Source organism: Solimonas aquatica (assembly GCF_900111015.1).
Lineage (GTDB): Bacteria > Pseudomonadota > Gammaproteobacteria > Nevskiales > Nevskiaceae > Solimonas > Solimonas aquatica.
Map to the genome: position 1 here is coordinate 313,586 of NZ_FOFS01000003.1, position 18,011 is coordinate 331,596.

Annotated in this window: 19 protein-coding genes; 5 read left to right on the forward strand and 14 right to left on the reverse strand. The window is 66.7% G+C overall.

The annotated features are described in order from the left end of the window. The first annotated feature begins 3 nt into the window (after positions 1 to 3). The gene (locus BMY12_RS05540; RefSeq protein WP_093283132.1) at positions 4 to 819 is read left to right on the forward strand and encodes a crotonase/enoyl-CoA hydratase family protein; all 816 of its coding nucleotides are present in this window, start codon (positions 4 to 6) and stop codon (positions 817 to 819) included. 180 nt (positions 820 to 999) lie between these two features. On the opposite strand, the gene BMY12_RS05545 is transcribed toward BMY12_RS05540, so the two are convergent. From BMY12_RS05545 to BMY12_RS05580, 8 genes are all read right to left on the reverse strand, one after another. Then, on the reverse strand, positions 1,000 to 1,935 hold the full coding sequence (locus BMY12_RS05545; RefSeq protein WP_093283134.1) for an oxidoreductase: 936 nt from the start codon (positions 1,933 to 1,935) through the stop codon (positions 1,000 to 1,002). A 377-nt stretch (positions 1,936 to 2,312) separates the two neighbouring features. Further along, positions 2,313 to 3,002: an energy transducer TonB gene (locus BMY12_RS05550; RefSeq protein WP_093283137.1), complete on the reverse strand. Its 690-nt coding sequence runs from the start codon at positions 3,000 to 3,002 to the stop codon at positions 2,313 to 2,315. Between the two features lie 99 nt (positions 3,003 to 3,101). Next, the gene (locus BMY12_RS05555; protein ID WP_093283141.1) at positions 3,102 to 4,310 is read right to left on the reverse strand and encodes an aminotransferase class V-fold PLP-dependent enzyme; all 1,209 of its coding nucleotides are present in this window, start codon (positions 4,308 to 4,310) and stop codon (positions 3,102 to 3,104) included. Next, positions 4,307 to 5,524: a SufB/SufD family protein gene (locus BMY12_RS05560; RefSeq protein WP_093283144.1), complete on the reverse strand. Its 1,218-nt coding sequence runs from the start codon at positions 5,522 to 5,524 to the stop codon at positions 4,307 to 4,309. Before BMY12_RS05560 ends, BMY12_RS05555 begins: the two co-directional genes overlap by 4 nt. Further along, positions 5,524 to 6,276: a Fe-S cluster assembly ATPase SufC gene (sufC, locus tag BMY12_RS05565; protein WP_177188857.1), complete on the reverse strand. Its 753-nt coding sequence runs from the start codon at positions 6,274 to 6,276 to the stop codon at positions 5,524 to 5,526. Before sufC ends, BMY12_RS05560 begins: the two co-directional genes overlap by 1 nt. 10 nt (positions 6,277 to 6,286) lie before the next feature. Further along, complete coding sequence (locus BMY12_RS05570; protein ID WP_093283148.1) at positions 6,287 to 6,481, reverse strand: tautomerase family protein; 195 nt, start codon at positions 6,479 to 6,481, stop codon at positions 6,287 to 6,289. A gap of 143 nt (positions 6,482 to 6,624) precedes the next feature. Beyond that, positions 6,625 to 8,085, reverse strand: a complete 1,461-nt coding sequence (gene sufB / locus BMY12_RS05575) for a Fe-S cluster assembly protein SufB (protein WP_093283151.1) — start codon at positions 8,083 to 8,085, stop codon at positions 6,625 to 6,627. Between the two features lie 36 nt (positions 8,086 to 8,121). Continuing rightward, positions 8,122 to 8,577, reverse strand: coding sequence for an SUF system Fe-S cluster assembly regulator (locus tag BMY12_RS05580; protein WP_245732363.1), 456 nt, complete (start codon positions 8,575 to 8,577; stop codon positions 8,122 to 8,124). An 89-nt stretch (positions 8,578 to 8,666) separates the two neighbouring features. Here BMY12_RS05580 and BMY12_RS05585 point away from each other — a divergent pair, with 89 nt between their 5' ends. Beyond that, positions 8,667 to 9,125, forward strand: coding sequence for an acyl-CoA thioesterase (locus BMY12_RS05585; RefSeq protein WP_093283155.1), 459 nt, complete (start codon positions 8,667 to 8,669; stop codon positions 9,123 to 9,125). Continuing rightward, positions 9,122 to 9,403, forward strand: a complete 282-nt coding sequence (locus BMY12_RS05590) for an Rdx family protein (RefSeq protein ID WP_093283159.1) — start codon at positions 9,122 to 9,124, stop codon at positions 9,401 to 9,403. Before BMY12_RS05585 ends, BMY12_RS05590 begins: the two co-directional genes overlap by 4 nt. A gap of 12 nt (positions 9,404 to 9,415) precedes the next feature. Here the strand turns inward: BMY12_RS05590 and BMY12_RS05595 are convergent, their stop codons facing one another. The 6 genes from BMY12_RS05595 to BMY12_RS05620 all read right to left on the reverse strand — a co-directional run bounded on the left by BMY12_RS05595 (position 9,416) and on the right by BMY12_RS05620 (position 14,118). Further along, positions 9,416 to 10,378, reverse strand: a complete 963-nt coding sequence (locus BMY12_RS05595) for an FAD:protein FMN transferase (RefSeq protein WP_245732365.1) — start codon at positions 10,376 to 10,378, stop codon at positions 9,416 to 9,418. A 157-nt stretch (positions 10,379 to 10,535) separates the two neighbouring features. Further along, complete coding sequence (locus BMY12_RS05600) at positions 10,536 to 10,820, reverse strand: EF-hand domain-containing protein (RefSeq protein ID WP_093283166.1); 285 nt, start codon at positions 10,818 to 10,820, stop codon at positions 10,536 to 10,538. Between the two features lie 111 nt (positions 10,821 to 10,931). Further along, the gene (locus BMY12_RS05605; protein WP_093283169.1) at positions 10,932 to 11,831 is read right to left on the reverse strand and encodes a PepSY-associated TM helix domain-containing protein; all 900 of its coding nucleotides are present in this window, start codon (positions 11,829 to 11,831) and stop codon (positions 10,932 to 10,934) included. A gap of 5 nt (positions 11,832 to 11,836) precedes the next feature. Then, positions 11,837 to 12,415 (reverse strand): FMN-binding protein, encoded by a 579-nt coding sequence (locus tag BMY12_RS05610; RefSeq protein ID WP_245732366.1) that lies wholly within the window; start codon positions 12,413 to 12,415, stop codon positions 11,837 to 11,839. Positions 12,416 to 12,551: 136 nt separating this feature from the next. Then, on the reverse strand, positions 12,552 to 13,019 hold the full coding sequence (locus tag BMY12_RS05615) for a group I truncated hemoglobin (protein WP_093283172.1): 468 nt from the start codon (positions 13,017 to 13,019) through the stop codon (positions 12,552 to 12,554). 52 nt (positions 13,020 to 13,071) lie between these two features. Beyond that, complete coding sequence (locus BMY12_RS05620; protein WP_093283174.1) at positions 13,072 to 14,118, reverse strand: DUF3034 family protein; 1,047 nt, start codon at positions 14,116 to 14,118, stop codon at positions 13,072 to 13,074. A 790-nt stretch (positions 14,119 to 14,908) separates the two neighbouring features. Between BMY12_RS05620 and BMY12_RS05625 the strand changes: the two genes are divergently transcribed. Further along, positions 14,909 to 16,339 carry an OmpA family protein gene (locus tag BMY12_RS05625; protein WP_093283177.1) on the forward strand — a complete coding sequence of 477 codons (1,431 nt, stop codon included), beginning with the start codon at positions 14,909 to 14,911 and terminating at the stop codon, positions 16,337 to 16,339. A gap of 306 nt (positions 16,340 to 16,645) precedes the next feature. Then, positions 16,646 to 17,956, forward strand: coding sequence for a NarK family nitrate/nitrite MFS transporter (locus BMY12_RS05630; RefSeq protein WP_093283251.1), 1,311 nt, complete (start codon positions 16,646 to 16,648; stop codon positions 17,954 to 17,956). Positions 17,957 to 18,011: the final 55 nt, after the last annotated feature.

Genomic DNA, 18,011 nt, shown 5'->3' on the forward strand with positions numbered 1-18,011 from the left:
GGCATGGATACGCAATTTCTGAATCGCATGGCGGTGCGCGTCGAAGACGGCATCGCCTATGTGCGCCTCACCCGCGGCGATCGTCACAACGCCGTGGACATGCCGATGATGCAGGCCGGCCGCCAGGTGGTGCGCTGGCTCAAGAACCAGCGCCAGGTGCGCTGCGTGATTCTCAGCGGCGAAGGGCCTTCGTTCTGCGCCGGCATCGACATCAAGTCAGTGCTGGGCAATCGCAAGGGCGCGCTCGGCCTGCTGCTGCGCCTGTTCTCGCCGATGCGCAATGATTTCCAGCGCTGGTCGGTGCTCTGGCGCGAGCTGCCGATGCCGGTGATTGCGGTGATCCATGGCAACTGCTTCGGTGCCGGCATCCAGCTGGCGCTGGGCGCGGATCTGCGCATCGCCACGCCGGACGCGCGTATCTCGGTGCTGGAAGCCAAGTGGGGCCTGATTCCCGACATGGGCGGCGCGGCGCTGCTGCGCGAGCTGATGCCCCTGGATGTGGCCAAGGAGCTGTGCTGGAGCGGGCGCATGCTCGACGGCGCGCAGGCGCAGGCCCTGAATCTGGTCACGCATGTGGCCGCCGATCCGCTGGGCAAGGCCCGGGAACTGGCCGCCGAATTCGCGACGCGCTCGCCCGATGCGGTGGCGGCCGGCAAGTTCCTGCTGCAATCGGCCTGGGACGACGACGAATCGCACGCCCTGGCCGAAGAGCGCCGCTATCAGCGCCGCATCATCGGCCGGCGCAATCAGCGCATCGCCAGCGCCCGCAACATGGGCAAGCCCGACGCGGCTTACGCGCCGCGCAGCATCCAGCGCTGAAGCTCCGGCAAAAAAGTATCACGCCAGGGCGCAAAGAACGCAAAGGCGCGCAAAAAATGACAAAGCCCCTGGTTTGTCATGCCCACGCAAGCGGGAGTCCAGAGCGCGGCCGACAAGCGCGGGGGTAATCACTGGATGCCGGCCTGCGCGGGCATGACAGGCGCCTCGCGAGGCCTTGCCTCAATCCAGGAATGACACGCCGGTGGCGCGTACCGAGGCCTGCCAGAGACGCTGCGCGAGTTCAGCATCCAGCGCGCTGCGATGGCGCCTGGCCGGACACGGCGTGTGGCCGCGAAATTCCATGAAGCCGTTCGGGCCGTAGTAGTCGTTGTTGCGCACGCCGGGCATGGTCGCGGCATAGAGCGTGGGCAGCGCGCCCATCGCGGCGGTGTTGATCAGGAACTTCGCCACCACCGGCGCCACCGCGCGTTCGATGGCCGCGCGCAGACGGCCTTCGGATTTCTTGATGTTGGTGGCGGCACCGCCCGGATGCGCGGCGGCGCAGATCAGCGAGCTGTTCTTCGCCTGCAGGCGCCGCGACAGCGCCAGCACGAACAGCAGATTGGCGAGCTTGCTCTTGCAGTAGCCGCCGAAGGGCGTGTACGGCGTGTGCCGGTAATTCAGATCATCCGGGTCCAGGCCGCCGGCACGCCAGTGGCCGAGGCTGCCGACGGTGATGATGCGTGCGCCGGGCGTGGCCAGCAGCGCGTCGATCAACAGGCCGGTGAGTGCGAAATGCCCCAGGTGATTGGTGCCCATCTGGCTTTCGAAGCCATCGACGGTATGGGTGAGCGGCACGCCGAGAATGCCGGCGTTGTTGATCAGCAGATCCAGGCGCGTGTGCTGCGCGTGAAAGGCCGCGGCGAACTCGCGCACCGAGGCGAGGCTGGCGAGGTCCAGGCGCATCAGCTGCGCGTCGGCCCGCGGCACGCGTGCGCGCAGTTCGCCGAGCGCGGCGGCGGCCTTGTCCGGACTGCGGCAGGCCATGATCACCTTGGCACCGGCCTGCGCCAGGGCGATGGCGGTTTCCAGACCCAGACCGCTGTTGGCACCGGTGACCACCGCTATGCGCCCGCCCTGCGAGGGCATCTGCGCCGTCGTCCATTGCTCCGCCATGCATCGCTCCCGATCTGTTGCCGCGTTTTTGAGGATGCAGCTTAGCGGCGAGGCGCCGTTTGAGGCAGCGCCTTTCTGGCAGGCGCACTTGCTCGCGCCGGCAGCGTTTTAGAACCTATCCGTGAATTGCGCACGTCTGCGTTGCTGCCGAAAATCGCGCCGGGCAAGGCGCGAAACGCAGGCCTTGGTGGTTCCAAGGCCAAGTTTCGCAACGCCGCACGGCGCGATTTTCGGCGCAACCCTTTCGGGACGGGGCCGTTTTGCCGCAGGGCGGCGTTGGCAGCCGCTTGCTTGGAATCACCAAGCGGCGCGTCTGCCGCCTTGCCCTGCGGCAAAACGACCTCCGTCGCAGACGTGCGCAATTCACGGATAGGTTCTTAATCCTGGTAGTGCCGGAAATTCACCGGCTGATCGAGATCGAACTCGGCGATCTGCGGCAGATAGTCCGCCGGAAACGGCGGAAAGCGCGCGATGCGCTGCATCACCGCGCAGGCCTCGGCGTCCAGCGCGGCGACGCCGGAGCTTTGCAGCAGGCGCACCGACAGCACCCGGCCGTCGCGATGCAGATGCACACGCACCAGCACATCACCCTGCTGGCCGTACTGGCGCGCGCTCCAGGGATAGCGCTGGCTGCGCGAGACCAGGCGCGCGATGCGGATCAGGTATTCCAGCGGCGGCGGCGTGTCGGGCAGCGCATCCGGCGTGCTCGCGGCGAGGGCAGTGGCGCCGCCCGCCGCGGCGGTGGCGGGTGCCGGCAGCGCGGCCGCCGGGGCTGCGGACGCAGCGGCAGGCGTGCTGCTGCGCGGCGGGCTGGGTTTCGGGCGGGGCTTGGGCGGCGCGGCAGGTGCGCGCGCGGTGGCTGCGGGCGCCCCGGGCGGCGCGCTGGCGCCCAGCAGCCGCACGCTGAGCGGCGCGGGCGCGGCGAGATGCCGCTCGGGCGTGCGGCGCTCGTCCAGCAGCAGGGCCAGCAGGAGCAGATGCAGCAGCAGCGAAGCGGCGAGCAGCGCGGCACGACCGGGCAGACCGGTCGCGGGTCGAAAGATCGGGGTGGTCGCTGCTGCGCGCATGCACTCAAGCGCGCAGCAAGACGCGCGCCGCCGCGCGCTGCTGCGGCCGCTTGACGCGATGCCCGATCATCGCGGTGATCGGCCTCGCGGCAAGCGGCGCTAGCCGAACAGCTTGTTGACCTTGCGCAGCGCCGCCAGCAGCTGATCGATATCGTCGCGGCCGTTGTACACCGCCAGCGAGGCGCGCGCGGTGGCGGGCACGCCGAAGCGCTGCATCAGCGGCATGGTGCAGTGATGGCCGGTGCGGATCGCCACGCCTTCCATGTCCAGCACCGTGCCGATGTCCTGCGGATGCGCGGCGTCCATCACGAAGGACAGGATGCCGGCCTTGTGCGCGGCGGTGCCGATCAGGCGCAGGCCGGGAATCTCGGCCAGGCGCGGCGTGGCGTAGTCGAGCAGCGCCTGCTCGTGGGCCGCCGCCTTGGCCACGCCCAGCTGATCCAGCCATTCGATGGCGGCGGCGCAGCCGATGGCGCCGGCGATGTCGGGCGTGCCAGCTTCGAACTTGTAGGGCAGCTCGTTCCAGGTGCTGCCCTCGAAGCTCACGGTGCGGATCATGTCGCCGCCGCCATGCCAGGGCGGCATCGCTTCCAGATGTTCGCGCCTGGCCAGCAGCACGCCAAAGCCGGTGGGGCCGTAGAGCTTGTGCGCGGAGAAGGCGTAGAAGTCCGCCCCCAGCGCGGTGAAATCCAGCGGCGTATGCGCGATGGCCTGCGCCCCGTCGATCAGCACCGGGATGCCGTGCGCGCGGGCGATGGCGATCATCTCCGCCACCGGATTGACCGTGCCCAGGGAGTTGGAGATCTGGCAGACCGCGATCAGGCGCGTGCGCGGCGAGATCCGCTTGCGCCACTCGTCCAGCAGCAGCTCGCCGCGATCATTCAGCGGCGCAGCCACGGTCTTCGCGCCGGCCAGCTGCCAGGGCACGATGTTGGAGTGGTGCTCCATGCCGGTGAGCAGCACCTCGTCGCCGGCCTGGAGGCGCGGCTGCAGGAAGCTGCGCGCCACCAGGTTGATGCTCTCGGTGGTACCGCGCGTGAAGATGATCTGTTCGCGCGGCGTGTTCACGAAGCGCGCGATGCGATCACGCGCGCCCTCGTAGGCGGTGGTGGCGCGCTCGGCCAGCTCATGCACGGCGCGATGCACATTGGCATTGGCGCTGCGGTAGTACAGATCCAGGGCCTGCAGCACCGCCTCGGGCTTCTGCGTGGTGGCGGCACTGTCCAGATAGGCCAGGCGCTTGCCGCGGTTCTGCTGCTGCAGAATCGGAAACTGCGCGCGGATGGCAGCCAGATCCAGCTCGCTCATGTCAGGTCCTCGAAGTCCAGCTCCGCGCCAAGCTGGCGCGTGAGCGTCTGCGCCAGACGCAGGCGCAGCGCGGCGATCGGCAGCTGCGCGAGCACCGCGTCGGCGAAGCTGTAGGTGAGCAGGGCGCGCGCCTGCGCCTCGGGCACGCCGCGCGAACGCAGATAGAACACCGCGCGTTCATCGAGCTGGCCGCAGCTGTTGCCGTGCGCGCATTTCACGTCGTCGGCGTAGATCTCCAGCTCCGGCTTGGCGTTGATTTCGGCGCCGCGTTCCAGGATCAGGTTCGCCAGGCGCTGCTCGGAATCGGTCTTGAACGCACCCGGCCGCACCAGCACGCGGTCATTGAGAATGCTCTTGCTGCGACCGCTGCCCAGGCCGCGCAGCAGCTGGCGGCTGCTGGTATGCGGCGCGGCATGCTCCACCTCGTACTGATTGTCCAGATGCACGCGCTGCTGCGCGGCGAACAGACCGTGGACTTCCAGCTGCGCGCCGGCCTCGGCCAGCTGCAGCTGCCAGTCCTTGCGGATCAGCTGCCCGCCGAAATCGAGATTGATCAGGCGCAGCTGCGCATCGCGGCCGATGCGTGCGCGCGTCTGCAGCAGCTGCGCGGCCTGCTCGCCTTCCTGCTGCAGGCAGATCAGCGTGAGCTGCGCCTGCTCGGCGAGATCGAGATCCAGCTGATGGCTGCTGAAGCTGGCGGCACCGGGCAGACCGGCGCTGTGCAGCAGCACCGTGGCGCGGCTGCCGCGTGCCAGCGCGATGCGATGCGCCAGATGATGCATTTCGCCCGGCGCCTGCGCCTGCGTCAGCAACAGCGCGTGCAGCGGCTGGGCGCGCTGCTCGCCCGCTGCCAGCTGCAGCTGCAGGCCGGGCAGGGCGAAGGCACGGTTGAGCTGCACCAGCGCATCCCCGGCGCCGGATGGCATCTCGCCGCCGGCTGCGGCCTGCTGCGCGCGGCCGTTCAGCCAGACCCGGCTCTCGCAGCCCGGCAGCAGCAGCTCGTCCAGCGCCGGCGCACCGAGCGTGGCGGGCAGCTGCACGTTTTGCGGGGCGAGCTTGTTGAGGTCTGTGTAATGCCAGCGCTCGGCGCTGTCATCGGGAAAGCCGGCGGCGGCAAAGCTGGCAAACGCCTGCTCACGCAGCGCACGCTCGGCCGCAGGCAGGCCCTGCGCGAACTGCGCGAAGGCCGCTTGATAGGAAGTCGGTGCGCGCATCAGGCCGCCTGCAGCCAGCCGTAGCCTTTTTCTTCCAGCTCGCGCGCCAGCTCCGGGCCACCGGATTTGATGATGCGCCCGCCTGCCAGCACGTGCACATGGTCCGGCTGCACGTAATCGAGCAGGCGCTGGTAGTGGGTGACCAGCACGGTGGCGCGCTCGGGCGAGCGCATGGCATTGATGCCTTCGGCGACGATGCGCAGGGCATCGATGTCCAGACCCGAGTCGGTCTCGTCCAGCACCATCAGCTTGGGCTCCAGCACCAGCATCTGCAGGATCTCGTTGCGCTTCTTCTCGCCGCCGGAGAAGCCTTCGTTGACGCCGCGCGAGAGCATCGCCGGATCCATCTTCATCTGCTTGACGCGATGCCGCACCCAGGCCAGAAAGTCGGCGGCTTCCAGCTCCGGCTCGCCGCGCTGCTTGCGCTGCGCGTTCACCGCAGCTTTCAGGAACATCATGTTGCTGACGCCGGGAATCTCCACCGGATACTGAAAGCCCATGAACACACCGGCTGCGGCGCGCGCCTCGGGGTTGAGCGCCAGCAAGTCCTTGCCGGCCAGCAGCACGCGCCCGCCGGTGACCTCGTAATCGGCCGCGCCGGCCAGCACCTTGGACAGCGTGGACTTGCCGGCGCCGTTGGGGCCCATGATCGCGTGCACCGTGCCGGCGTTCACCGTCAGGTTCAGGCCCTTGAGGATGTCTTTGTCCTGCACGCGCGCGTGCAGGTCCTGGATGTCGAGCAATGTGGTCATGGTTGCGGACTCAATCGGGATACTTGTCGGCGAGCAGGGTGCCGCCCACCGCCCAGTTTTCTTTCTTCACGTCGTCGATGACGACAAAAATGCTGGCTTCGCTGCAGGCGCAGATGCGCGCGGTCTCGCGGGTGAGCACCTGCGCCAGCTCGCGTTTCTGTTCGCGCGAGCGGCCTTCGAGGATTTCGACTTTGATGATGGGCATGCGTCAGTCCAGGGTGAAAGGGTGGCCATCCCCGGCGCGACAGCAGCGCGGGAAGCTGGCCCCGGCCCGGCCAGCCCTGGCCGGGCGTTCGCACCTTGGAAAGCCACATTCGGCGGCTTTCCATTTCCTGCGGAAACCGGTGCTCACCCGACGGCGCCTTCCAGCGAAACCTGCAGGAGCTTCTGCGCTTCCACCGCGAACTCCATCGGCAGTTCCTTGAACACGTCCTTGCAGAAGCCGTTGACGATCATCGACACCGCGTCTTCCTCGCCGATGCCGCGCGAGCGGCAGTAGAACAGCTGGTCGTCGCTGATCTTGGAGGTGGTGGCCTCGTGCTCGATGATCGCGCTGGGATTGCGCACCTCGGTGTAGGGGAAGGTGTGTGCGCCGCATTTGTCGCCGATCAAAAGCGAGTCGCAGCGCGTGTGATTGCGCGCGCCTTCGGCCTTCTCCAGCACGCGCACCAGGCCGCGATAAGCCTGCTGGCCCTGGCCGGCGGAAATGCCCTTGGAGACGATGGTGGAACGGGTGTTCCTGCCCAGGTGAATCATCTTGGTGCCGGTGTCGGCCTGCTGATGATGGTGGGTGAGCGCCACCGAGTAGAACTCGCCGACGGAGTCGTCGCCGCGCAGGATGCAGCTCGGATACTTCCAGGTGATCGCCGAGCCGGTTTCCACCTGCGTCCAGGAGATCTTGCTGGCCACGCCGCGACAGTCGCCGCGCTTGGTGACGAAGTTGTAGATGCCGCCGACGCCGTTCTCGTCGCCCGGATACCAGTTCTGCACCGTGGAGTATTTGATTTCGGCGCGGTCCAGGGCCACCAGTTCCACCACCGCCGCGTGCAGCTGGTTTTCATCGCGCTGCGGCGCGGTGCAGCCTTCCAGATACGAGACGTGGGCGTCGTCCTCGCAGACGATCAGGGTGCGCTCGAACTGGCCGGTGTTGCGCTCGTTGATGCGGAAATACGTGGACAGCTCCATGGGACAGCGCACGCCCTTGGGCACGAACACGAAGGAGCCGTCGGAGAACACCGCGGAGTTGAGCGCCGCGTAGAAGTTGTCGGCAAACGGCACCACGCTGCCCAGGTACTTGCGCACCAGTTCCGGGTGCTCGCGCACCGCCTCGGAGATGGAGCAGAAGATCACGCCGGCCTCCGCGAGCTTGGCGCGGAAGGTGGTGGCCACCGACACCGAGTCGAAGACCACGTCCACCGCCACCTGCTGCACGCCGGCCAGCATCTCCTGCTCGCGCAGCGGAATGCCCAGCTTCTTGTAGGTCTCCAGCAGCTTGGGATCGACGTCGTCCAGGGTCTTGGGGGCATTGGCCATGGACTTGGGCGCCGAGTAATACGACAGCGCCTGGTAGTCGATGGCCGGGTACTGCACGTGCGCCCAGCGCGGCTCGCGCATGTTCAGCCAGCGGCGGTAGGCCTTGAGGCGGAAGTCGAGCAGCCAGTCCGGCTCGTTCTTCTTGGCCGAGATCAGGCGCACCACGTCTTCCGACAGGCCGGGCGGCACGCGCTCGGATTCGATGTCGGTGATGAAGCCGGCTTCGTACTTGCGGCCGGCGACCAGTTTTTCGATGTCGGTGGGATTGGCTTCCATGGGGTTGCTATCCAGTGGGCTGTCGGCTCGGGCTTTTCAGAGCCGGATCAGCGGGAACTCCCTGATGCCGGGATTGCGCGCCGGCTCGCTGTGACGCGCGGCCATCTGCGCCAGGCTCACCGCCTCCAGCGCGCCGCGGATGGCACTGTTGATCAGCCGCCAGTTGCTGCGCGTGGCGCAGTCGGTCTCGATGCTGCATTCGCCGCCGTGGCTGGAGCAGGCGGTGACCGCAATGGGGCCTTCCAGCGCGCCGATGATGTCGGCGACGCTGATCCGCGCCGCCTCGCGCGCCAGACGGTAGCCGCCGTGCGCGCCGCGCACCGATTCCAGCAGGCCGCCGCGCGCCAGCAGCTTGAGCAGCTTGGCGACGGTGGGCACGGGGATGCGGGTGCGCTCGGACAGCTGCTGGCCGGTCAGCGTCTGCGTCGGTTCGCGCGCCACGGCGGTCATCAGCAGCGTGGCGTAGTCAGCGAGTTTGCTCAGCTTCAGCACGAATAAGGACCGATTCAGTACGGATTGAAAGTTTACGGATTCGCGACCGGCACTGCAATGCGCGCGCCGGCATGCGCTAGGCTTGCGCGATGAACCCACAAGACCTGCCCTGGGACGTCCAGGCGCCTTTCATCGAAACCGTCACCGTCGGTCCTGAGCATCTGGACGCCTTCGGCCACACCAACAACGTCATGTACCTGGGCTGGCTGGAGAAGGTGGCCTGGGCGCATTCCTGCGCCCTTGGCCTGGACTTCGCCGCCTTTCAGCGCCTGGGCAGCGGCTGCGTGGCGCGCCGCCACGAAATCGATTACCTCGCCGCGACCTTCGTCGGCGACCAGCTGGCGCTGGCCACCTGGGTGCACGAAAACGACTTCCGTCTCAACATGTGGCGCCGCTACCAGATCATCCGCGTGGCGGACCGCAAGATCGTGCTGCGCGGCCAGACGCAGTGGGTGTGCGTGGACATGAAAAGCGGCAGACCCAAGCGCATGCCGCCGGAGTTCCAGATCTACAAGCCCTGGCCGCGCGCCGAGGCGGTCGGCGCATGAGCGCGCCCCGGGTGGTGATTGAGTACTGCCCGCGCTGCCGCTGGCTGCTGCGTGCCGGCTGGCTGGCGCAGGAGCTGCTCACCACCTTCGAGGCGGAACTGGGCGAGGTGGCGCTGCGGCCGGCGGACAGCGGCGTGTTCCGCGTGCTGCTGAATGATGAGCTGCTCGCCGACCGCAAGCGCGACGGCGGCTTTCCCGATCTGCCGCTGCTCAAGCAGGCGATCCGCGACCGCATCGCGCCGGGACGCGATCTGGGCCATAGCGAGCGCAAGCCCTGAGCGCTGCGGGCTTCAGGCCACGCGTCTGATCGCCACGCCGGTCTGCATGCGCAGCCGCCGCGCCAGGGCGGGCGTGGCGGCGACATGGCCTTGATCGTCGATGCTCAGCACCTGCTCGATGCCGAAGCGCTGCGCCAGCGCCGGCCAGTGGGCGCGGCCGGCGACGAACAGCGCGGCGCCGGCGGCGTCGGCCAGCGTCGCGTCGCGATGCACCACCGTCAGCGCCCGCAGACCTTGCGCGGGACGGCCGCTGCGCGGGTCCAGCAGATGCGAATAGCGGTATCCGCCGTGCATGAAATAGCGCTGGTCCGTGCCGTGCGTGATCACCGACTCGTCGCAGGCATCGAAGCTGCCCAGCACCGAGCCTTCGCCCGCATCCTCGCCATCGCCGTCGGCGCGCACATCGCGGATGCCGACGCGCCAGGCGCGATCACCGCGCGTGCCGCGCACCGCGAGATTGCCGCCGGCATCCACGCTGGCATCGGCAAAACCGAGAATGGCCAGACGCTCCAGCGCGGCGTCCACGATATAGCCCTTGCCGATGCCGCCGAGATCCCAGACCACGCCGGGCGCCGGTCCGTAATGCCGGCCGCCGTCATAGGTCGGGGCCTCGCGCAGTGCCGTCAGCAGCTCGGCGATTTCATCATCCGCCGGCGGCGCGCTGACGACGCGCGAGGCTTCATCAAAGCCCCAGAGCCGCACCAGCGCGCCGATGCGCGCGTCGTAGAGACCGCCGCTGGCGGCCCGGATTTCGCAGGCGCGCTGCAGCAGCGGACGCAGCGATGAAGGCACCTCGCCACGCAGACCGGCAGCGAGACTTTGATTGAGCCGCGCCAGCGCGCCGCTGCCCCAGGCCCAGCCGTCGCGGCCGAAGTTGAGCAGCATGCGTTCGACATTGCCGATCGCCGCTTCGGCCTGGGCGCGGCGACCGCGATCGAAAACCACCGTCACGGTCACCAGCGTGCCCATCGCCATGAAGCGGCGCTGCAGCGGAGAGGGTCTTCTTAACCAGCCCATGGAGGCACATCATTGCGCGGAAGCAGTCAGGCGCCCATCGCCGCAGCGCCAGAAAAAACCGCTGACGTCACCGCATGCCGACCGTCGGCGACGCCAAGGGTGCGGATCGTCGCGATCAGTAAAAGTATTCGTCGCGGCTGAGCGTGCCATCGTGATTGGCATCGCGGGTGTCGAAGCGCTTGGCCAGCTGCGTGCCCGGAATCACCTCGTCCTTCTGAATCAGGCCATCGCCGTTCTTGTCCACCCACATCGCCGACACCGGTGAGGTGTTGGCGGGCGCGCCCACGGTTGGCGCACCCGGCTTGTCCAGGCTGGCGCCCGGCAGCGGTGCGGCGGCTTCAACGCCGGCGCTCAGCAGCAAAAGGAACAGGCTCGTGTAATGCAGGTAAGACTTATCCATGTCTGTGCTCCCGATGTGGACGATCATGTGTCGTGACGACGCGACGGTGTCGTCCGGTTTCCCGTCGCAGCGCGTGCAAATCCCGGCCCGCCCCCGGCCGGCCCCAAATTTTCAGCGTGCCTGATTGCGCTTGCGATTCTGATGCATGCGCCACCACATCCAGATGCCGGTGACCGACAGCAGCAGTGCCACGAAACCCACCAGGGTGATGGCCCAGGCGCCCACCGGTCCGAACAGGCGGCCGCTGTGCAGATCGATCAGCAGCTGCTCGACGATGATGCGCGGCCGGGCATAGTCCAGCAGCTGTGCGCGCTGCGTGTCCGACAGCGGCGTGGGCGTGGCCCAGTTCACCTCGCCTGGCTGCACCGGCGTCCAGCTGTTGCCCTCGTCGGCGCTCTGGAAGGCGTCGAGATCCTGAATCGCAATGACGCGCGGATCGCGCTTGAGTACGCCGATGCGGCGCACCGCGCTGCTCGGCAGCAGCGGCGCGCGCAACTCGTCGATGCGCTGGCCCTGGGCGTCGAGCAGCACCAGACTCTCGGGCGAGGCCACGAACAGCAGGCCGTCCTTGGGCTCGCCGCCCGCGACCATGCCCAGCGGCGCGCTGATCTGCGTGGGCAGCGGCTTGCCGTCGAGCAGGGTGTAGTCATGCGTCTGCGCCAGATAATGCGCCCCGGCGGCAAAGCCGTTGGCGGGCGCTTCGGCGTGCAGGCCATAGAGTCGCGTCAACCAGGGCCAGTCCACGCGCGCGGTGTCAAAGCCCAGTTCCACACTGCGGGTGAGCAGGATGCCGCTGAGCGCCAGCCAGATCAGGAATGCGAAAGCAGCGAGGCCGGCGCGGCCGTGCCACTGCCGCAGCACGGCCATCAGATTGCGCTTCGGCTTGGGATGCCGGGGTGCCGCCGCAGCGCCGCGCCACAGGCGCAGGCGCTGGCTCAGACGCCGGCGATTCTGTTCCGGGGCCGTCGAAGCGGCGCCGGTGTCGTTGATCAGCAGGCTGGCGCGGTTCATGGTGCTCAGCTCGCCAGGGTGTCGAACAGCAGCGCGGTGCGCGCCATGCGCTGCATCATCTTCACCGACAGCGTGGCGCCGGAAATATTGTCCACGTTGCGATCCAGGCCGGCGCCCGCCGCGTGCGCGCCGATCAGCTGCTTGAGAAACGAAGGCTCGGCCACCTGCTGGCCACGCGACTCGCGATAGATCAGCACGCGGGCGTGTTCGATGCTGCCGGCGGTGACCACGAAGCCGCAGGTGGTGGGCACATAGCCGTCCTTGCCCACGTCGTCGAAAATCCAGGCGCTGCGGCCTGCGGCGCGCCAGTAGCGCAGGCGTGCCTGCGGAAACGGCTTGCCGAACACCGAGGCCACCTGCGCCTGCCTGGCCGCGTCCAGCATCAGCGTCTGCGGCGCCGGCGCGGCGCCCGGCGCAAAGGCTTCGGCGACGAAGGCATCGGCGGTCTGGTAGGTGGTGTAGACATCGAAGGCCTCGGCCCTGCGCGCCTGCGTCAGCAGCAGCGGCAGGCTGGCCAGCAGCCGCAGCAGGCTGCGACGCCCGGCGACTGGCATGGCGGCGGATGATGCGAATTCTGTGTCCATCTTCTCTTTCATGTTTTGGTTGTCAGGCCGCCATCCTGGCGGCTTGCGGGCGCAAGGCCCGCGCTTTGATCCGGATATTCGAGGCAGGTGGTGTGCCCGCATCGCGGGATGCGGGCACACCATCGCCAGGCCGCGTTTAGCGGGTGACGATCACGCGCGTGAACGGTGCCAGCGCAGCGATCAGGTCATTGCAGTTGTAGTACGGAATGTTGTTGCGCTCGCAGGCGTTGTACGCGGCTTCCACCACCGCGTTGAACTTGGTCATGGTGATGCCAAGGTCCGCATGCGCCGCGCTCATGCTGGCGCCCTGATACTCGTTGGGGCCGCCCAGCACCATGTGCTCCAGCTGCGTGTTCAAGGCGATCTGGCGATCCACATTGCCGAACTCCTTGAAGATGTAGTTGATGCGGTTGTCGAGCATGATGTAGTAGAACAGCGATTCCACCCAGTTGTGGATGCCGTCCACGCCACCGAAGGCAGCGACCGAACTGGCCGGAATGCCCATGATGGGTTTGGTCTTGGTTTCGCCGGCGATGGCGCCCGAGGCGCTGCACAGCGCCAGCAGTGCGGCGCACAGCGACAGAGTCGATTTCCTGATTGTCATTGCCATACCTCCTTGATGATCCTTCCCGAATGAAGTTGTCTGGGGCCGCGCATCAGAACGTCAGATGCGTGGAGAAGTAGAAGCCGTTCTGATCCGGCGCCACCGAGATGTTGCCGAACATCAGATACGCCACCACGAAGGAGATGTGCTTGTTCGGGGCGTAGGCCATGAACAGGTCGAACCAGTCGCCTTCCTTCTTCTGCGTGAGCGAGTTGCTCAGACCGCCCAGACCCAGATTCTGCAGGAGACTGGCAAGGCCCTGGGTGTCGAGGCCATTGAGGTTGAGGCTCTTGCCGTCCAGATTGTCGCCGTGCTGCTGCCACTCACCGCCGATTGCAGTGTTCTTGGCCACCAGATGCGCGATCGAGACTTCCGAGCGGATCTTGCGCTTGTTGGTGCAGTTGCCATTGCCGCTGCATTCACCGAAGCCCACCAGTCCATCTTCGTTGGCCGAGGTATAGCGCGCGGTGTAGTTCACCAGCGTGCTGATCGGGAACAGCACCTTGGTCGCCGCCAGATACACCTCGTAATCCTTGTTCTTGTTGGCGCCCAGGGTGTGGACCAGATCCTTGCTCATGTTGTTCTTGTACAGACCACCGAGCGAGACCTGCGGAATCCAGCTGTCCGAGGTGTACACCGCATCACCGAACAGCCGCAGCTTGGCGCCATAGGTGTCCATCTGCAGCGTGTTGTTCCAGGCGTTGATGCCGAGCGAGTCGCCGAGATTGAGCGACTGGGTCAGCAGGCCCACCAGGTCCACATTGGAAAGATTCAGCGACAGCCGCGCGGTGACATAGGACAGCTCCAGGCGATCATAGAACCCCACGTTCACGCCGTAGAACGAGACCTGCAGTGCCGGCAGGTTCACGTAGGTGAAGGCGGCGCTGCCGTTGATGCCATCGCGGGTTTCGTAGCCGCTGATCGTGGCCCAGGGCACCGCACCACCACCACCCGCGCCATCGACCGTGAACACGCCGCCGGTGAGCAGCACCTTGCCGTCGTTGTACCAGTCGGCATGTGCCGCCGAACTGCAAACTGCTGTTACCAGAAGTGCCGCGGATTGCAGCAGACGCAGACCACCCAATCGTACCCGTTTCATTTGCCCCAACTCCTTTTGTGTTCGGAAGAACTCTGGCGAGGACCAAACCCTCGCGCGCTGTAGCTGACTCCCACGACGGCGGATGCGAAGATCCCTCGTCGGCCGACCCGGTCCATCGCAAGCAAAAAAAAACGTCCACGGTCCTGGCTGATTCAGCCATTCACGTGGACGTCGATGTCCCTTGGATGGAGCTTCTTTGCCCGCACCCCTTGACGCGTCTGATGCGCCATTCCCTGGCGCATGCGTGGTCAAAGTTGCAAGTGCTGTGCCAAGAGTCACACAAGCGCAGTGGAAATCCCTGTATTGCCGCGCTGAGCGAACAAACCTCGCATTTTCACTCCTATTTAATGCGAAACATGCTGGTGCTGATCGCGCGGCGCATCGACAGCGATGAGGCCTGCTGCTGTCCGGGGCTCAGGACCGAAGCCCTGCGATGCTGCCCAGGCCACATGCGCTTCTTTTTGGTGAGCCAGCTTGGGGCGTGCGCGAGGGAAAGTACGCCATGCGATCCGAAACTGTGCGTGCGCGGGCTGGCCGCAGACGCCGCACTTGTCTTTAAAGGTGCAAGCGTCGCACTGCTTATCCAGGCGCGCAGGCAGCGGCTGGCACAAGGCTTGCGCCGGAAATCCTGCGCAGGCTGGTATGGCTGCACAGTAAATGTGGGCAACGTCGCCCGCAGCGGACAAAGTCGTCCACGCCATCGGTCGCCAACACGGCCGGGGCGTGGATTTTTTTTTGGCTGGTCAAAACCGCCGGCTGTAGCACGCAGCCGTGCGAGAAGGGGATCTCCATGAAGAAGCAAAAAAGCCTCAAGGCAGTGGCACTGTTGATGGCCTGCGCCGCGCCGCTTGCCGCGCAGGCCGACAGCTGGTTCGACGACACCTATGTCGCGCCGATGTTTTCCTATTCGCTGGCCGATCATGACCGGCCCACCGATGACGGCCTGGGCGGCACGCTGGGTGCCGGCTGGCGACTGAGCAAGGGGGTGGAGCTGGAACTGCTCGGCACCTATCTCAAGTACAAGGACGACGGCGGCACGCATTCCTGCGGCCTGTTCGCGACTTGCGACAACAAGAGTCAGACCGTGTCCGGCGGCGGCTTCGGCACCAATCTGTTTCTCGGACTGTTCGGCGAGCGGCCCTTCGGCGGGCCCTTCATCCATCTCGACGTGATGGCGTCGAACAAGGACAAGCTCGCGCTGTATCACGCCGGCCCCGGTCTGGATTGGGCCTTCGGCGACAATGGCTGGGCGCTGCGCACGGAAGCGCTGGTGCAGCTCAATGGCAGCGGCGATTACATCGACTGGGTGTTCAATGTCGGTGTGCGCATTCCGCTGGGCCCGCATCGCATCGCCTATGTGCCGCCGCCGCAGCCCGCGCCGCCGGCGGTGGTGCCGGCACCGCCGCCGCCGCCGCCTCCGCCGCCGCCGCCCTGTGAGCTGCCCAAGAGCGGCGAGGCCGTGGACTTCACCGGCTGCAAGGCGGGCGATGTGGTGATTCTGCGCGGCGTCAACTTCGAGTTCGACAAGTGGACGCTCACGGTCGAAGCCAAGGGCCTGCTCGATCAGGTGGCGGCGGCGCTGATGAAGCGCGGCGACATCAAGGTCGAGATCGACGGACATACCGACAGCAAGGGTTCGGACGCCTACAACCTGAAGCTCTCGGATCGTCGTGCCAAATCGGTGATGGACTATCTGCTGGGCAAGGGCATTGCGCCGATGCGCATGAACGCCAAGGGCTTCGGCGAGTCGGTGCCGATTGCCGACAACAAGAGCGATGAGGGACGCGCACTGAATCGCCGCGTCGAGCTCAAGGTGCTGGACGCCGACGCGCCGGTGACCGTGGAGCAGGCGGGCCGGGCAGCGGAGACCTATGGCGACAGCGAACCGCCTGCCGGCGCCGCGGCCGCGCCGCCGCCGACCGAGATGCCGATGTCGCATGCCCCGCCGCCGGACGCGCAGCCGGCCGCCGCCAGCGCGCCGGGCACGGTGAGCATCGACAACTTCGCGTTCTCGCCTGAAGTGCTGACGGTGGCGGCGGGCAGCACCGTCACCTTCATCAACAACGACGGCTCCAATCACATCGTGCAGTTCGCCGACGGGCAGGCCAGCCCCCGGCTGGCGATGGGCAAGAGCTGGCAGCGCAGCTTTGCCACGCCGGGTGAATACCCGTATGCCTGTGCGATTCACACGACCATGAAGGGCAAGATCATCGTGCAATAAGTTTTAGGCTCTCCCCACCGAGCCTGCTTGGCGTCGGCGCACCGATTGAGGCCGTGTTGCCTTCTTGCGGTGCGTCGACGCTGTTTTTTTGGTGCACAGTGCGCGGCGCCCCGTCCTGCGACCCTGTGAATCACGTGCATGCTGTCTGGCATGTGCTTTGCTGTGCTGGGACTTGCCCGGTTCAATGCAGAACCGAGTGCTGCATCCTCTCGCGGTCAACGGTGCCCGCTCCCGTGTCGTCATTTCCAGGAGCCCGCCGTGTCAAAGGCCACGTCCATCAATCTGTTCAGCCTCAAAACGCCGCAGATGCGCGCGTTCCATCTCACCTGGCTGGCGTTCTTCGTCTGCTTCTTCGCCTGGTTCGCGGTCGCACCGCTGATGCCGGTGATCAAGACCGAATTCGGTCTGAGCAAGGATCAGATCGCCAACATCAATATCGCCGCCGTGGCGGTGACCATCCTGATCCGTCTGCTGGTGGGTCCGCTGTGCGACAAATACGGTCCGCGCAAGACCTACACCGCGCTGCTGGTGCTGGGCGCGATTCCGGTGCTGGGCATCGCCCTGGCGCAGAGCTATGCCGGCTTTCTGTTCTTCCGCCTGGCCATCGGCGCCATCGGTGCCAGCTTCGTGATCACGCAGTACCACACCTCGGTGATGTTCGCGCCGAACGTGGTGGGCACCGCCAATGCCGCAGCCGCCGGCTGGGGTAATGCCGGCGGTGGTGTCACGCAGACCCTGATGCCGCTGGTGCTGGCGGCGGTGCTGACCTTCGGTGTCGAGCAGACCCTGGGCTGGCGTTTGTCGATGATCGTGCCCGGCGTGCTGATGCTCATCGTCGCGGTGCTGTACTGGAAGTACACGCAGGACTGCCCGGAAGGCAATTACAAGGAACTGCGCGAGAAGGGCGTGGAGATCGAAAGCGGCAAGAAGGGCGGGCTCGCGGTGTTTCTCGCCGCCAGCGCCAACTACCGTGTGTGGATGCTGTTCGTCACCTACGGCGCCTGCTTCGGCATCGAGATCTTCATCCACAACATCGCGGCCAGCTATTACGTGGACAAGTTCCAGCTCGATCTGAAGTCGGCGGGCCTGGCTGCCGGCAGCTTCGGTCTGCTGGCGCTGTTCGCGCGCGCACTGGGCGGCATCCTCTCCGACCGCATCGCGCGCCTCAAGGGTCTGGACGGCCGCACCCTGCTGCTGTTCGCGCTGATGATCGGTGAAGGTCTGGGTCTGCTGTGGTTCTCCTCGGCGGATTCCGTGGCGCTGGCGGTGGTGGCGATGCTGGCCTTCGGCCTGTGCACGCACATGGCCTGCGGCGCCACCTACGCGCTGGTGCCCTTCATCGACCGCAAGTCCCTGGGTGGTGTGGCCGGCATCATCGGCGCCGGCGGCAATGTCGGTGCGGTGGCGGCGGGCTTCGTGATGAAGGGGGCGCACGGCGACATCGTGCAGACCTTCACCATTCTCGGCAGTGCCGTGGTGCTGTCCTCGCTGTGCGCCATTGCCGTGCGCTTCAGCCAGGAACACAAGACCCGCGAGGAAGCCCTGTATCAACAGGCGGTCGCCGAACGTGCCAGCGCCATGCCGGCCACGCCGGCGGCGGCGATGGAGCCGGGCTGATCACGGCTGCGGCTCGCATCCCCCATCCAATTAAAACTAGATCGATATCCAGCTC

Coding starts and splice junctions, on each gene's coding strand:
- BMY12_RS05540 (WP_093283132.1), top strand. CDS start 4: ATGGATACGCAATTTCTGAATCGCATGGCGGTGCGCGTCGAAGACGGC.
- BMY12_RS05545 (WP_093283134.1), bottom strand. CDS start 1,935: ATGGCGGAGCAATGGACGACGGCGCAGATGCCCTCGCAGGGCGGGCGC.
- BMY12_RS05550 (WP_093283137.1), bottom strand. CDS start 3,002: ATGCGCGCAGCAGCGACCACCCCGATCTTTCGACCCGCGACCGGTCTG.
- BMY12_RS05555 (WP_093283141.1), bottom strand. CDS start 4,310: ATGAGCGAGCTGGATCTGGCTGCCATCCGCGCGCAGTTTCCGATTCTG.
- BMY12_RS05560 (WP_093283144.1), bottom strand. CDS start 5,524: ATGCGCGCACCGACTTCCTATCAAGCGGCCTTCGCGCAGTTCGCGCAG.
- sufC (WP_177188857.1), bottom strand. CDS start 6,276: ATGACCACATTGCTCGACATCCAGGACCTGCACGCGCGCGTGCAGGAC.
- BMY12_RS05570 (WP_093283148.1), bottom strand. CDS start 6,481: ATGCCCATCATCAAAGTCGAAATCCTCGAAGGCCGCTCGCGCGAACAG.
- sufB (WP_093283151.1), bottom strand. CDS start 8,085: ATGGAAGCCAATCCCACCGACATCGAAAAACTGGTCGCCGGCCGCAAG.
- BMY12_RS05585 (WP_093283155.1), top strand. CDS start 8,667: ATGAACCCACAAGACCTGCCCTGGGACGTCCAGGCGCCTTTCATCGAA.
- BMY12_RS05590 (WP_093283159.1), top strand. CDS start 9,122: ATGAGCGCGCCCCGGGTGGTGATTGAGTACTGCCCGCGCTGCCGCTGG.
- BMY12_RS05595 (WP_245732365.1), bottom strand. CDS start 10,378: ATGGCGATGGGCACGCTGGTGACCGTGACGGTGGTTTTCGATCGCGGT.
- BMY12_RS05600 (WP_093283166.1), bottom strand. CDS start 10,820: ATGGATAAGTCTTACCTGCATTACACGAGCCTGTTCCTTTTGCTGCTG.
- BMY12_RS05605 (WP_093283169.1), bottom strand. CDS start 11,831: ATGAACCGCGCCAGCCTGCTGATCAACGACACCGGCGCCGCTTCGACG.
- BMY12_RS05610 (WP_245732366.1), bottom strand. CDS start 12,415: ATGGACACAGAATTCGCATCATCCGCCGCCATGCCAGTCGCCGGGCGT.
- BMY12_RS05615 (WP_093283172.1), bottom strand. CDS start 13,019: ATGACAATCAGGAAATCGACTCTGTCGCTGTGCGCCGCACTGCTGGCG.
- BMY12_RS05620 (WP_093283174.1), bottom strand. CDS start 14,118: ATGAAACGGGTACGATTGGGTGGTCTGCGTCTGCTGCAATCCGCGGCA.
- BMY12_RS05625 (WP_093283177.1), top strand. CDS start 14,909: ATGAAGAAGCAAAAAAGCCTCAAGGCAGTGGCACTGTTGATGGCCTGC.
- BMY12_RS05630 (WP_093283251.1), top strand. CDS start 16,646: ATGCGCGCGTTCCATCTCACCTGGCTGGCGTTCTTCGTCTGCTTCTTC.